Annotated in this window: 10 protein-coding genes and 1 pseudogene; 4 read left to right on the forward strand and 7 right to left on the reverse strand. The window is 67.6% G+C overall.

Annotated elements, in window-relative coordinates; translation table 11 throughout:
• The first annotated feature begins 112 nt into the window (after positions 1-112).
• The 4 genes from FJU31_RS09140 (at position 113) to FJU31_RS09155 (ending at position 3,309) form a co-directional block, all read left to right on the forward strand.
• The gene (locus FJU31_RS09140) at positions 113-397 is read left to right on the forward strand and encodes a hypothetical protein (protein ID WP_108769809.1); all 285 of its coding nucleotides are present in this window, start codon (positions 113-115) and stop codon (positions 395-397) included.
• Between the two features lie 69 nt (positions 398-466).
• Entirely contained in the window at positions 467-1,189 is a 723-nt protein-coding gene (locus FJU31_RS09145) for a fumarylacetoacetate hydrolase family protein (protein WP_150454475.1), read from the forward strand.
• A gap of 53 nt (positions 1,190-1,242) precedes the next feature.
• The gene (mscL, locus tag FJU31_RS09150; RefSeq protein ID WP_150454476.1) at positions 1,243-1,647 is read left to right on the forward strand and encodes a large-conductance mechanosensitive channel protein MscL; all 405 of its coding nucleotides are present in this window, start codon (positions 1,243-1,245) and stop codon (positions 1,645-1,647) included.
• 240 nt (positions 1,648-1,887) lie between these two features.
• Entirely contained in the window at positions 1,888-3,309 is a 1,422-nt protein-coding gene (locus FJU31_RS09155; protein WP_150454477.1) for a M28 family peptidase, read from the forward strand.
• Between the two features lie 62 nt (positions 3,310-3,371).
• Here the strand turns inward: FJU31_RS09155 and FJU31_RS09160 are convergent, their stop codons facing one another.
• The 7 genes and pseudogenes from FJU31_RS09160 to FJU31_RS09190 all read right to left on the reverse strand — a co-directional run bounded on the left by FJU31_RS09160 (position 3,372) and on the right by FJU31_RS09190 (position 13,289).
• Positions 3,372-4,823, reverse strand: coding sequence for an alanine/glycine:cation symporter family protein (locus tag FJU31_RS09160; protein WP_150454478.1), 1,452 nt, complete (start codon positions 4,821-4,823; stop codon positions 3,372-3,374).
• Positions 4,824-4,836: 13 nt separating this feature from the next.
• A complete protein-coding gene (locus FJU31_RS09165) occupies positions 4,837-5,829 on the reverse strand; it encodes a hypothetical protein (protein WP_150454479.1) in 993 nt (330 codons plus the stop codon).
• 176 nt (positions 5,830-6,005) lie between these two features.
• Positions 6,006-6,839 (reverse strand): TrmH family RNA methyltransferase, encoded by an 834-nt coding sequence (locus tag FJU31_RS09170; protein WP_150454480.1) that lies wholly within the window; start codon positions 6,837-6,839, stop codon positions 6,006-6,008.
• On the reverse strand, positions 6,840-8,351 hold the full coding sequence (locus FJU31_RS09175) for an alanine/glycine:cation symporter family protein (protein ID WP_150454529.1): 1,512 nt from the start codon (positions 8,349-8,351) through the stop codon (positions 6,840-6,842).
• Positions 8,352-8,489: 138 nt separating this feature from the next.
• A pseudogene (locus tag FJU31_RS19625) lies at positions 8,490-9,062 on the reverse strand (GNAT family N-acetyltransferase); the annotation flags it as partial.
• Positions 9,055-12,180, reverse strand: a complete 3,126-nt coding sequence (locus tag FJU31_RS09185; RefSeq protein WP_116862709.1) for an efflux RND transporter permease subunit — start codon at positions 12,178-12,180, stop codon at positions 9,055-9,057. The pseudogene FJU31_RS19625 and the gene FJU31_RS09185, both read right to left, overlap by 8 nt.
• Complete coding sequence (locus tag FJU31_RS09190; protein WP_150454481.1) at positions 12,177-13,289, reverse strand: efflux RND transporter periplasmic adaptor subunit; 1,113 nt, start codon at positions 13,287-13,289, stop codon at positions 12,177-12,179. The genes FJU31_RS09185 and FJU31_RS09190 overlap by 4 nt, the downstream gene beginning before the upstream one ends.
• Positions 13,290-13,518: the final 229 nt, after the last annotated feature.

Consider the following 13,518-nt stretch of genomic DNA (forward strand, 5'->3'; position numbering starts at 1 on the left):
ACAAGTCATTGATCCGTAATAAGCCTTGGCTATATTTAACGAGTTTTTCACTCAACGAAAGTGGCGCATCCCGATACTCTGGTTTCGCTGATCCCAGCCCTATCGAGCCGCCATGTTCACTCGCGCTTCCGCCTTCAACCAGTTCCGCACCCTGTTCGCGCCGCGCAAGCCGCGCCACCCGCTGGTGCGCGTTGCCGTGGGCCTGCTCGGCCTGGCGATCCTGGCAGCAATGGTGTTCATCGGCGTGTTCGTGGGTGCGGCGATGATTCTGATCGGCCTGGCGTGGAAGCTGCTGGCCTCGCGCAAGACCGTCGGCGCACGCCGTGCGGCCGATGCCAACGTCGTCGAAGGCGAATACCGCGTGGTGCGCAAGTCAGCGTTGCCGATGTCGCGCTGATGCGGCCGCCCGCTGACGTGGGCGCCACGCCGTTCTAGACTGAAGGGGCCTTCCTACTGGAACCCCCGCATGTCCACTGCCGCTGTTTCCGATGTCATCCCCGCCCCCGTCGTGCCGCGCGTGCCGGTGGTGGGTGGTGGCACGTTCCCGGTCCACCGCATCTACTGCGTCGGCCGCAACTTCGCCGACCATGCGCGTGAGATGGGCGCTGCGGTGCCAGCCACCGATGACCGCGGCCGCCCGATGTTCTTCTGCAAGCCGGCCGACGCTATCGTTGTAGGCCATGACGATGTGATCCCCTACCCGCCCGCCACCAGCAACCTGCACCACGAAGTGGAGCTGGTGGTGGCCATCGGCGTTGATGCGCCAGCCGGCGAACTGGCCGTGGCTGATGCCGACGCGCTGATCTATGGCTATGCCGTGGGCCTGGACCTGACCCGCCGCGACCTGCAGGCCGCCGCCAAGGAAAAGGGCCACCCGTGGGATTCGGCCAAGGGCTTCGATGCCTCCGCACCGATCAGCGAGATCGTGCACGCCGGTGAAGTGGGCGACCTGGCCGCATTGAACCTGTCGCTGGAAGTGAACGGCGAAGTGCGCCAGCAGTCACTGCTCGACCAGATGATCTGGAACGTGCCGGAAATCCTGCATGAGCTGTCCAAGCTGTGGCAGCTGCGCGCCGGCGACCTGGTGTTCATGGGCACCCCCTCGGGCGTGGCCGCATTGAAGCCGGGCGACCGTTTCAGTGCTCGACTGGAAAACGTGGCCGAACGCCACGGCGTCATCGCGGGCTGACATCGGCTGCGTTAACCTGCGCTCGAACCCTCGCCCTCAGGAGAACAACAAGAATGGGAATGCTCACCGAATTCAAGGAATTCGCGATGCGTGGCAACGTCATCGACCTCGCCGTTGGCGTGGTCATTGGCGCGGCCTTCGGCAAGATCGTCACTGCGCTGGTGGAGAAGATCATCATGCCGCCGCTGGGCATGCTGATCGGCAAGGTGGATTTCTCCGATCTGGCCTGGACGTTGGCGCCTGCACGTGTCGGCGCCGACGGCACCGAGATACCCGCCGTGGTCATCGGCTACGGTGATTTCCTCAACACGCTGGTGCAGTTCATCATCGTGGCCTTCGCCATCTTCATGGTGATCAAGGTGATCAACCGCCTGTCGCGCAAGAAGGAAGCGGCACCGGCCGGCCCGAAGGAAGAAGTGGTACTGCTGCGCGAGATCCGCGACAGCCTGAAGAAATAAGGCGTTCCGCGTACCTGTAGAGTCGAGCCATGCTCGACTGGGCCGGACAGTCGTCAAGGTAGTGCCGGGCCATGCCCGGCGAGCGAAGCGGTTCGTGGACCTCCGCCGGGCATGGCCCGGCGCTACCGCTTTGCCGGTCATGGCCGGAAAACAGCGTTCGCCGCCACCGTGACCTCCCACCCATGCGCGGCACTGAACGACTGTTAAGCTCCGAGGCTGATTCCCTTCCCGGAGCTGTCCATGCGTCGCCGCGTCCTTGCCATCGCATCCTCCCTCGCCCTGCTGGCCGCGCCGGCCTTTGCGGCGCCGCGCACCACCACCCTCCCCCCGGCTTCGCTGGCCACGGCCGCGCAGCTGCGCGACCAGGCGCTGGCCGATGACACCGGCTGGAAGGTGGTGGAATCGCTGACCACCGAGATCGGCCCGCGCATCGCTGGCGGCGAAGCCGATGCCCGCGCCGTGGCCTGGGCCGAAGCCAAGTTCAAGGCGCTCGGCTTTGACAAGGTATGGAAGGAACCGGTGACCTTCCCCAAGTGGGAACGCCGCAGTGAACACGCCGCCGTGACCGGCAAGCACCAGCAGCCGCTGCAGATCACCGCGCTGGGCGGCAGCCCGGGCGGCAGCGTCGAAGCCGAAGTCGTGCGCTTTGCCGACCTCGCCGCGCTGCAGGCCGCACCGGAAAGCTTGCTGAAGGGCAAGATCGCCTTCGTCGATTACCAGATGCTGCCGTTCCGCGATGGCCGCGACTACGGCCGTGGCGGCGCGATCCGCAGCAAGGGCCCGTCCGAGGCGATCCGCAAGGGCGCGGTAGGCTTCCTGATGCGCTCGGCCGGCACCGATTCGCACCGCGTGCCGCACACCGGCATCACCCGCTATGACGACGGCCTGACCCCGGTGCCGTCGGCTGCGCTGTCGGTGCCCGATGCCGACCAGCTGGCACGCCTGGTGGCGCGCGGCAGCACCACCGTGAAGGTGACCCTGGACTGCGGCTGGGACGGCACCGCCACCTCCTACAACGTGATCGGTGAAATCACCGGGCGCAGCCTGCCGAAGGAAGTGGTGGTGATCGGTGGTCACCTCGATTCCTGGGACCTGGGCACCGGCGCCATCGATGACGGCGCGGGCGTAGGTATCACCATGGCCGCCGGCCACCTGATCGGCCAGCTCAAGCAGGCGCCCAAGCGCACCATCCGCGTGGTCGCCTTCGCCAACGAAGAACAGGGCCTGTACGGCGGCAAGGCGTACGCCGAAGCCCATGCCAAGGACGTGGCGCGGCACCAGCTGGCCGCCGAGAGCGATTTCGGTGCCGGCCGCATCTACGCGTTCAACACCGGCTCGCCGAACCCGGAAGGTTCGCGTGAGGCCACCGCGCAGATTGCCGAAGTGATGAAGCCGCTGGGCATCGAGTACATGGTCGACAAGGGCGGCCCGGGCCCGGACGTCGGCCCGCTGGCTGCCAAGGGCGGCGCGTGGGCATGGCTGGCGCAGGACGGCTCGGACTACTTCGACCTGCACCACACTGCTGACGACACCCTGGACAAGATCGACCCGAAGGCGCTGGCGCAGAACGTGGCCGCCTACACCGTGTTCGCCTACCTGGCCGCCGAGGCCGATGGCACCTTCGGTAGCGAGGCCAAGGCGACCACGCCGCCGAACGAGTGAGGCGGTGATGTGATGGGGTCAGATCCCTCGCCCTTGGGCGAGGGATCTGACCCCGCTTTCGTTCAGCTCTCCCAGACCCGTGTGTTGCGCACTCCGATGGTTTGCGGGTTGAACAAGGGATCACGCCGCCTGCGCTTCTGCTGCTCGTAATCGCGCAGTGCCGCCAGTGCGGGGCGCTGCAGCAGCAGGATGGCGATGATGTTCAACCAGCTCATCATGCCAACGCCGATATCGCCCAGTGCCCAGGCCACCGTTGCGGTGTTGACCGCCGAATAGCCCGTGGCGGCCAGGAACAGCAGCTGGAAACCGGTAACCGTCGCGCGTCCGGGACGATCACGGCACAGGTAGCTGACGTTGGTTTCGGCCATGTAGTACAGCGCCAGGATCGTGGTGAACGCGAACGGCAGGATCGCAAGCGCGACGAACGATTTGCCGAAGCCCGGCAGCGCCGATTCCACCGCATGCTGCACGTAACGCGGCCCGGCCTCGACACCCGGCAGGTTTGCGAACAGCAGGCGTGCCTCGTCGGGCACACCGTTCACGGCCGGATCGTAGACGTTGTACAGCCCGGTCGACAGGATCAGGAACGCGGTTGCGCTGCACACCACCATGGTATCGATGTAGACCGAGAACGACTGCACCAGGCCCTGCTTGACCGGATGCGAGACTTCCGCCGCTGCGGCCGGATGCGCACCACTGCCCATGCCCGCCTCGTTGGACAGCACGCCACGACGCACGCCCCACTGGATGGCGGTGCCGATCATCGCGCCGAACGCGGCGTCCACGCCGAACGCACTGCGCAGCACCAGCGCGAGAACCTCGGGAACCCTGTCGACGTTGATGACCATGACCACGGCGGCGACCAGCAGGTAAGCCACGGCCATGATCGGCACCACCCACTCGGCAACGCGGGCGATGCGGCGCACGCCGCCGTACAGCACCGCCGCAAGGACAGCCAGCAGCACCGCCGTGGTGCCCGCCACCGGGATGCCCCAGGCCTCGTTCACCGCGCTGGTGATGGCATTGGACTGGGTGCCGGCCAACATCGCCCCCGCCAGCACGGTGACCAGCGCGAACAGCACCGCATACCAGCGCTGGCCCAGGCCCTTTTCGATGTAATAGGCCGGGCCGCCCCGGTACTGGCCGCTGGCATCGCGCTCCTTGTAGATCTGCGCCAGCGTCGATTCGATGAAGGCACTGGAGGCGCCGAGGAAGGCCACGATCCACATCCAGAAGATGGCCCCCGGGCCGCCGAAGGCGATGGCCATGGCGACACCGGCGATGTTGCCCACACCGACCCGGCTGGACAGTGACAGCGACAGCGCCTGGAAGGGGGAAACGCCCGCGGCGGACCGCTCGTGGCGGAACATCAGGCGCAGCATGTCCGGCAGCGCGCGCAGCTGGATGAAGCGCGTACGCACGCTGAAATACAGGCCGGCCAGGAGGCAGAGCACGACCAGCCACGGGCTCCAGATGATGCCCAGCAGGACGTTGACGATCGATTCGATGCTCATCATGTGCGGCCCCTCAGAAGAACACGCCCAGGGCGACCTGGGGGCTGACGATGCGGCCGGTGTTGCGGCCGGCCACGGTGAACTCGACGCCGGCGATCAGGCCCAGCGACGGGCTGAAGTGGTACTCGACCGCCGGCGCCAGGGTCAGCGAGCGGCTGGCCGGGCGCAGTTCATTGACACGACGGCCGTTGCCGTCGGGGCTGGGCATGAAGCCGATCAGGCGCTGGCCGGTTTCGCGGCTGGCGGCGACTTCCATCACCCCCACCCAGCGGTCGTTGAAGCTGTACTCGCCGGCCACCGAAAGCCCCAGCACCGAGCCTCGCGCGATGTGGCCCTGGAAGCCCGCTTCGGTGCCGTAGACGCTGGCGCCGGATAGTGCCGTACGCGCGGGCGCAGGCCCGGCCATCAGCTGCCCGCGCCAGCGCAATGGCCGCCCGTTAGGCATCCACACCACCTGCTGCATGCCCAGCGCCAGGGTCGTGCGCTGCACGCCATCACCCTGCGCATCCAGTGGGTTGCCGCCGATGCGGTCGTGGCTGCCGGTGCTGAAGCGCTGTGTCAGCGCCAGCGACACCGCGGGCCGGGTGCCATCGGCATTCGGTGCCTGCAGCAGGTACTGCAGGCGGGCAGTGGTATCACCGGCACGGAAGCCGCCGCTGTGCCCTCCGCCGGATTCGGCACGCGAGGCGCTGAGGTTGACCTGGCCCATGAGGCGGTCGCTGAAGCCGTACATCACCGGCATGACCACCGCCCAGGCACCACTGTCCTGCGCGCTGCGCCGGCGCTTGCCGTCGGCATCGTAGTGCGCGGTGCTGTCGACGCGGACCAGGTAGGGTTCGAGGAACCAGCGGCCCTGCGGCAGGCCGGCGGGATTGGGGGTGATCAACGGCCCCATGAAATTGACGTTTTCCAGGCTGTGCTCGCTGGCATCAGCACGGGCGCTGGCACTGGCCAGTGCACAGGCCAGCAGCAGGGAGACGGACAGGGTGCGTTGCAGGTGGGACATGACAGCCACTCCGGTAACAACGAGGGATGGAGTTCCACCCTGCGTCGCCGGAAATGGCAGACCAATAAGGAAAGTTTCAAATGATCAACGGGCGTTGCGAATTGCAAAGCGTGCTTAGCAACTGCCTAGGGTCAGCGCCCTCGCATGCGCGAGGGTTCTGACCCCGATCCGGCAACTCAGCCGCGTCGGCTGGCCCACTGTGCCAGCAGCACCGCCGTCGCCGAGGCGACGTTTAGACTCTCCACCGCGCCGCTGCCGGGAATGGAGACCTGCTGGTCGCACTGGCTGGCCAGCGCGCGGTCCATGCCTTCGCTCTCGGCACCCATTACGTAGACCAGGCGCGCCGGCAGCTCGGCACGGAACACGTCCTGGCCACCCTCGACCAGGGTTGCGGCCAGGCCGAAGCCGGCAGCACGCAACTGCGCCATGGCATCTGCGTCATCGGGCAGCTGCACCAGCGGCAGGGCCTCGGCGCCACCTTCGGCCACGCGCGCGGCGGCACCCGACAGCGCCAGCGTGCTGCCGGCCGGCAGCAGCAGCGCCTTCGCGCCAAAGTGCGCGGCCGACCGCAGGATCGCGCCCAGGTTGTGCGGGTTGCCGACGCCATCCAGCCACAGCGCCAGTGCCGGGCCATCGCCCACCTGCTGCAGCCACTGCGCCAGCGGCAGCGCCGGCGCACGCAGCACGTCGGCGACCACGCCTTCGTGGTGGGTAGTGCCGGCCAGCTTGTTCAGGTCGCCGTCCTCCACCACGCGGTAGCCCACGCGGTTGGCCACGCACCACTTCAGCAACGGCTGCAGGCGCGGAATGCGCGCCTCCAGCAGGTACAGCTTGCGCAGCGCCTGTGGGCGCGCTTCGAAGGCGGCCAGCACGGCGTTCAGGCCGAACAGGCGCAGCTCATCGTTGCCTCCGCGGCCGCCACCGCCGGTGGCCGGCACCTCCGCGCGCGGCAACGGCGTTGCGCGCGGCGGACGGGCGGACGGACGGCGGTTGTTCCAAGGGTTGTTCACTTACACACTCTCCTGCTTGCGCTGGCGCCAGAAGTCCGCGTTCTTGATGCCCAGGGCATCAGGGTCGAACGTCGGATCCAGGCCCAGCTTCTTCTGTCGTTCGTAGTCACGCAGGGCCAGCATGGCCGGCTTCTGCACGATGAGGATGGCGATGATGTTCAGCCAGGCCATCAGGCCCACACCGATGTCACCCAGCGCCCAGGCCAGGGTCGCATTGTGGAATGCGCCGAACACGACCATGGCGATGATGCCCAGGCGCAGCACCAGCACGGTCAGCGGGCGCTTCTTGTTGTGGTTGACGTAGGTCAGGTTGGTTTCGGCCATGTAGTAATAGGCCATGATGGTGGTGAAGGCGAAGAAGAAGATGGCGATCGAGACGAACGCCGCGCCCCAGCCCGGCAGCACCGCTTCCACGCCGGCCTGCGCGTAGCCGGCGCCCTCCGGAATACCGGCCAGGCCCTGGAAAATCGGAGGCGCACTGGCGCCCGCAGGCGAGTAAACGTTGTACGTACCGCTGGCCAGGATCAGGAACGCGGTGGCGGTGCACACCATCATGGTGTCGAAGTAGATGGCGAACGCCTGCACGTAACCCTGCTTGGCCGGGTGCGAGACCTCCGACGCGGCAGCCGCGTGCGGGCCCGAGCCCTGGCCGGCTTCGTTGGCGTAGATGCCGCGCTTGATGCCCCACTCCACTGCCAGGCCCATCATCGCGCCGAACGCGGCATGGGTGCCGAACGCGCTGTCGAAGATGATGCCGAACATTTCCGGCACGCGGTCGTAGTTGATGATCATGATGACGATGGCCATCAGGATGAAGGCGGCGGCCATGAACGGCACCACCACTTCGGCGAAGTTGGCGATGCGCTTGACGCCGCCGAAGATCACCACGCCCAGCAGCAGGGCGACGACGATGCCGATGCCCAGCTTCAGCGCTTCGACCGCGCTCATGCCCAGCATCTGGCCATCCAGCGGGCCGCACACAGCGGTGCCGCGGCAGGCGTTGATGACGCTGTCAGCGATGGCATTGGCCTGCACGCCCGGCATCAGGAAACCGGCGGCGATGATCGTGGCGATGGCGAAGGCCAGCGCATACCACTTCAGGCCCATGGCCTTTTCGATGTAGTACGCCGGGCCACCGCGGTAGCGGCCTTCGGCGTCCTTGGTCTTGTAGATCTGCGCCAGGGTGCATTCCACGTACGAGGTGGATGCGCCGAGGAAGCCCATCACCCACATCCAGAAGATGGCGCCCGGTCCGCCGAAGGCGATGGCGGTGGCCACGCCGGCGATGTTGCCGATGCCCATGCGGCCGGCCATCGACATGGCCAGGGCCTGGAAGGAAGACACGCCGGCCTCGGACTTCTCGCCCTGCACGGTCAGGCGGCACATCTCGAAGAAGCCGCGGATCTGCATGAAGCGGGTGCGCAGGCTGAAGTACAGGCCGGCGCCCAGGCACACCACGATGAGGGCCTTGCTCCAGATGATGCTGTTGATGAAATGGATGGTTGCTTCCACGCGCGCTCTCTCCAGTCGGCGGGTTGTGAGGACGTCCCGTCGGCTGGAAGGGACGGAACCGATTCTCCCTGATCGAAGGTCGCTGCGGTAGCGCCAGATGCGGGGCATGTTCTCCGCCGGGCAGGGCAGCTGCCTGCGTACCCGGGCGAAGCGGCGCAGATCGTGCAGCTGGCCACGCTTGTACACCGCGCAGCGGGCAGTGCCCTCTTCAATGAAGCCATTGGCCAGCAGCACGCGGGCTGAGCCTTCGTTGAAGTCCAGCACCTCGGCCTGCAGCCTGAACAGGCGCAGCTCGTCCATCACCCAGGGGGCGAACAAGGCCACGACGCGGGTCATGATGCCCTGGCGCGCCCGGTAGAGTCGACTGTTAGCCGACTGATCTTACGCCCAGTCGCGGAAATGCCCGCGCCGCGCGTGTTAGTCGACTAACAGTCGACTCTACCCTGCCGTCGATCTCGATGGCCAGGTTGAGGGTGCCGGGGGCGAGTACACGGCCGGCCAGGAAGGCCTCGCCATCCTCGCGGGTGTACGGGTACGGGAAGCGGTCGCGCAGGCCGCGCGAGACGGCGGGGTCGTTGGCGTGGTGCAGCAGCGATTCGAGGTCGCCGGCGTGCCAGGGCGCAGGGTGAAACCTTCGCCCTGCAGGCTTGGGGTTAGAGCCCTTTCCCCCGGGGAAAGGGGTCCGACCCCACGTGCATGCCGGTCAGGCATGACCGCCCACCGAAGGCGACTCGGCTTCCTGCTTCTCCAGTTCGCGCTTCACTGCTTCGGGCGAACGCGTGTACGGGGCCAGGCGCGCGTAGAACGCCGGCACCACGAACAGCGACAGGAACGTGGACAGGGTGACGCCGAAGATGATCACGATGCCGATGGTGCCACGGCTGGCCGAACCCGGGCCGCCGGCCACCACCAGCGGGATGGCGCCGACCACGGTGGCGATCGAGGTCATCAGGATCGGGCGCAGGCGGACCACGGCCGATTCGATGATGGCCGCGCGCACGGTGCGCCCGTCATCGCGCAGCTGGTTGGCGAACTCGACGATCAGGATGCCGTTCTTGGCCGCCAAGCCGACCAGCATCACGATGCCGATCTGGCTGAACAGGTTCACCGTGCCGCCACTCACCCACAGGCCGACCAGCGCGCCGAGCACGCCCAGCGGCACGGTCAGCATGATGGTGAGCGGGTGGATGAAGCTTTCGAACTGCGCCGCCAGCACCAGGTAGACCACCAGCAGGGCCATCGCGAAGGTCAGCAGCACCGCGCCGCCCGCGCTCTGGAATTCGCGCGACTCGCCCTTCCAGTTGATCTGCGCATACTGCGGCAGCTCCTCGCGGGTGACCTGCTGCGCCCAGGCGATGGCCTCGCCCAGCGGATAGCCCGGCGCCAGACCCGCACTGATGGTGATCGAGCGAAGGCGGTTGAAGCGGTTCAGGGTGCCGGCCTCGGCCACTTCACTGAGGGTGACCAGGTTGGACAGCGGCACCAGTTCGCCGGAGTTGGCTCGCACGCGGATGGCCGCCAGGTCGGCGGGGCTGGCGCGGCCATCGCGGCCGGCCTGCACCAGCACGTCGTACTCCTCGCCGTTGTCGACGAAGGTGGTGACGCGGCGCGAGCCCATCATGGTTTCCAGCGCAGAGCCAATCGCGGTGACCGGCACGCCGAGGTCGGCCGCACGCTGGCGGTCGATGTTCACCCGCATCTGCGGGCGGGTTTCCTTGTAGTCCGAATCGGGGCCGACCAGGCCGGGATTGTCGGCCATGCGCAGCAGGATGCGGTCACGCCACTGCGCGATCTCGGCATATTCCGGGCCACCCAGCACGATCTGGAACGGCTGGCCGCCGCTGCGCACCAGGCCGCCACCGACCTGGGTCCGCACGCGCACGCCGCGCAGGGTGTCCAGTTCCTTCTGCAGGTCGTTGGCTACGTCCACGGTGTTTTCGGTGCGCTGACGCCACGGCTGCAGAAACACGCTGACGCGGCCGGTGTGCATTTCCTCGCTGGCACCGAAACCGCCGGGCACGCGCGGGTTGGCGCGGGCGATGGTCTTGTCGGCGCCCACGTGCGGGGCCAGTAGTGCTTCGACCTGCTGTACCTGCTGCACGGTGTAGTCGTAGCCGGCGCCTTCCGGGCCGTCGATCATGATCTGGAACGAACCGCGGTCCTCGGCCGGGGCCAGCTCGGACGGCAGGATCTTCAGCAGGCCCCAGCTGGCGGCGAGCGCCAGCGCCATCACCACCAGGTAGATCCACAGGCGGTCGACATGGTGGTCGAGCACGCGGCCGTAGCCGGACGCCAGGCGTTCCAGGTTGCGGTTGATGACGCCATACAGGCCGCGCGGCGCGTGCCCGGTGTGCGGCTTGAGCAGCTTGGAAGCCATCATCGGGGTCAGCGTCAGCGCGACGAACGCCGACAACGCCACCGCTGCGGCCAGCGCCACGGCCAGTTCGCGGAACAGGCGGCCGGTGTTGCCTTCCAGGAAGCCGACCGGCAGGAACACTGCCACCAGCACGGCGGTGGTAGCGATGACCGCGAACGCGACCTGGGTGGTGCCGCGCTTGGAGGCGACCAGCGGCGGTTCGCCCAGGTCGATGCGGCGCTGCACGTTCTCCACGACCACGATCGCGTCGTCCACCACCAGGCCGATACACAGCACCAGGGCCAGCAGGGTCAGCAGGTTGATCGAGAAACCAAAGGCGTACAGCGCGATGAAGGCCGCGACCAGGCAGACCGGCACGGTCACTGCCGGAATCAGCGCCGCGCGGAAGCTGCCCAGGAACAGCCAGATGACCGCCAGCACCAGCAGCATTGCTTCGACGAGGGTCGCGTAGACGCGGTCAACCGCTGCTTCAATAAAGGTGGTGTTGTCGAAGGTGACCACGATCTGCGTGCCTTCGGGCAGCGTCGCGGCGATCTTTTCTGCTTCAGCGCGCGCGGCCCGGGCCACGTCCAGCGAGTTCGCAGTCGAGGTCTTTACGATGCCCAGGCCGACGCCGGGTTCGCCGTTGCTGCGGAAATACGCGCGGCGCTCGGCCGAGGCCAGCTCGATCTTGGCCACGTCGCCCATGCGCACCACGTAGCCGTCGCTGCCCTTGCCGAGCGGGATGGTGGCGAAATCCTCGGGCTTCACGTAGTTGCGCTCGACGCGCAGGGTGAAGTCGCGGTCGGTCGATTCGATGCGGCCGGCCGGCAGTTCCACGTTCTCGTTGCGCAGCGCGGTTTCCACGTCGCCGGTGGTCAGGCCGCGCGCGGCCAGCTGGTCGCGGTCCAGCCAGATGCGCATCGCGTAACGCTGGCGGCCACCGATGCGGACCTGGGCCACGCCGTCCAGGCTGGAGAAACGGTCGACCACGTAGCGGTCGGCGTAGTCGCTCAGTTCCAGCGTGTCCATCGTGGTGGAGGACATGTTGAACCAGATGATCGGATCGGCATCGCTCTCGACCTTGGCGATTTCCGGCGGACGCGCCTCTTCGGGCATACGGTCGGCCACGCGGCTGACCGCGTCGCGCACGTCGTTGGCGGCCGCTTCGATATCGCGGTTGGAGGTGAATTCGATGCTGACCTGCGAGCGGCCGTTGCTGCTGCGCGCGTTGATCGTATCGATGCCTTCGATGCCGGCCAGCGCATCTTCCAGCACCTGGGTGACGCGGCTCTCGATGACTGCCGCCGAAGCACCGGTGTAGTCCACCGACACCGAGACGATGGGCGGATCGATGGCCGGCAGCTCGCGCAGGGTCAGGCGGGTGAAGGACATGATGCCCAGCACCACCAGCAGCAGGCTCATCACCACGGCGAACACCGGCCGCTGGATGGAAATGTCCGACAGTTTCATCCGCCGTTGCCCTCGGCCGGTGCAGGTGCCGCAGCCGGCGCCTTGGCCGGTGCGCTGCCGTTGGCCGGCGCGGCGTCGGTGGCGGCGACCTTCAGGCCGGCGCGCAGCTTGCCGGTGCCATCGACGACGATGCGCTCGCCGCCCTGCAGGCCCTGGCGGATCTCGACCACGCCGGCACGACGCGCGCCGGTGGTCACATCAACGCGTTCGACAGTGTCGTCGGCCTTGATGCGGTAGATGAAGGTATCGCGACCGACCTGCACCACGGCGATTTCCGGCACCACCAGCGCGGGGCGCTCGGGGCGGAACAGGCGCACGTCCAGCAGCATGCCCGGGCGCAGCGCGTGGTCGGCGTTGGCAAAGTCGGCGCGCACGGTCACCGCACGCGTGGCCGGATCGACGCGTGCATCGATGGTGGTCACTTCGCCTTCGAAGGTGCGGCCTGGCCAGGCGACGCTGGTCGCGCTGACCTTGTCGCCGTTGGAGAGCGCGGCCATTTCCACTTCCGGCACCTGGAAATCGACGTGCATGCGCTCGATGTCATCGAGGGTGGCGATGACCGTGGTCGGGGTCAGCAGCGTGCCCGGGCTGACCTGGCGGATGCCGAGCACGCCGGCAAACGGTGCACGTACGCGACGGTCGCCGATGTCCGCCTGCATCTGCGCCACGCGCGCTTCGGCGGCGTCGCGGATCGACTTCTGGGTATCGAGGGTGGCGCTGGAGACCAGGCGCTGGGTGGCCAGCTCGCGCTGCCGCTTGTACAGCTGGTCGGCCTCGTGGAAGGTCGCCTGCGCCTGCACCAGCGCCGCCTCCTGGGCCTGCCCGCGCAGGGTCACGATGGGCGCGCCGGCGGCAACCTGCTGGCCGCTTTCGAAGTGCACGCGGTCGACGATCTCGCTGACCTTGGCGGTGACGCTGATGGATTCACGGGCCTTGGCCGTGCCCAGCGCCTGCAGGGTGTCGTTCCACTGCGAGGGCTGCACGACCTGCGCGGTGACCGGCACCGCTTCGCCCTGCCGACGCGCGGCGGCCTCCTGTTTGCCTGCGCACCCAGCCAGGACGGCCAGGCTGAGGCCAAGGGCCAGGATCGAAGCAATACGAGCCAACATGAAAGGTCCTGGTTGATGCACGGCCGCCGAGTGTAGGCAAGGGGCTGCGAAAGCGATATGTGCCAAGCGTTTACTGGCGTGGAACAGGCCCTGCGGTGGCGCCGTGAACCCGTTCCGTGCAAGGCTCGCCGGGGCAGTGTCGGCGTATGTCGGGATGTATCCACGCGCACTTTATCGTGCGCTGTCATCGTACAGTCGAGGCTGCCTGGCTGAGGGCGCCAGGCGGGGG

It is taken from the genome of Stenotrophomonas cyclobalanopsidis, from assembly GCF_008710035.1.
Taxonomy (GTDB): Bacteria; Pseudomonadota; Gammaproteobacteria; order Xanthomonadales; family Xanthomonadaceae; genus Stenotrophomonas; species Stenotrophomonas cyclobalanopsidis.

Coding starts and splice junctions, on each gene's coding strand:
- FJU31_RS09140 (WP_108769809.1), top strand. CDS start 113: ATGTTCACTCGCGCTTCCGCCTTCAACCAGTTCCGCACCCTGTTCGCG.
- FJU31_RS09155 (WP_150454477.1), top strand. CDS start 1,888: ATGCGTCGCCGCGTCCTTGCCATCGCATCCTCCCTCGCCCTGCTGGCC.
- FJU31_RS09145 (WP_150454475.1), top strand. CDS start 467: ATGTCCACTGCCGCTGTTTCCGATGTCATCCCCGCCCCCGTCGTGCCG.
- FJU31_RS09165 (WP_150454479.1), bottom strand. CDS start 5,829: ATGTCCCACCTGCAACGCACCCTGTCCGTCTCCCTGCTGCTGGCCTGT.
- FJU31_RS09185 (WP_116862709.1), bottom strand. CDS start 12,180: ATGAAACTGTCGGACATTTCCATCCAGCGGCCGGTGTTCGCCGTGGTG.
- FJU31_RS09190 (WP_150454481.1), bottom strand. CDS start 13,289: ATGTTGGCTCGTATTGCTTCGATCCTGGCCCTTGGCCTCAGCCTGGCC.
- mscL (WP_150454476.1), top strand. CDS start 1,243: ATGGGAATGCTCACCGAATTCAAGGAATTCGCGATGCGTGGCAACGTC.
- FJU31_RS09160 (WP_150454478.1), bottom strand. CDS start 4,823: ATGAGCATCGAATCGATCGTCAACGTCCTGCTGGGCATCATCTGGAGC.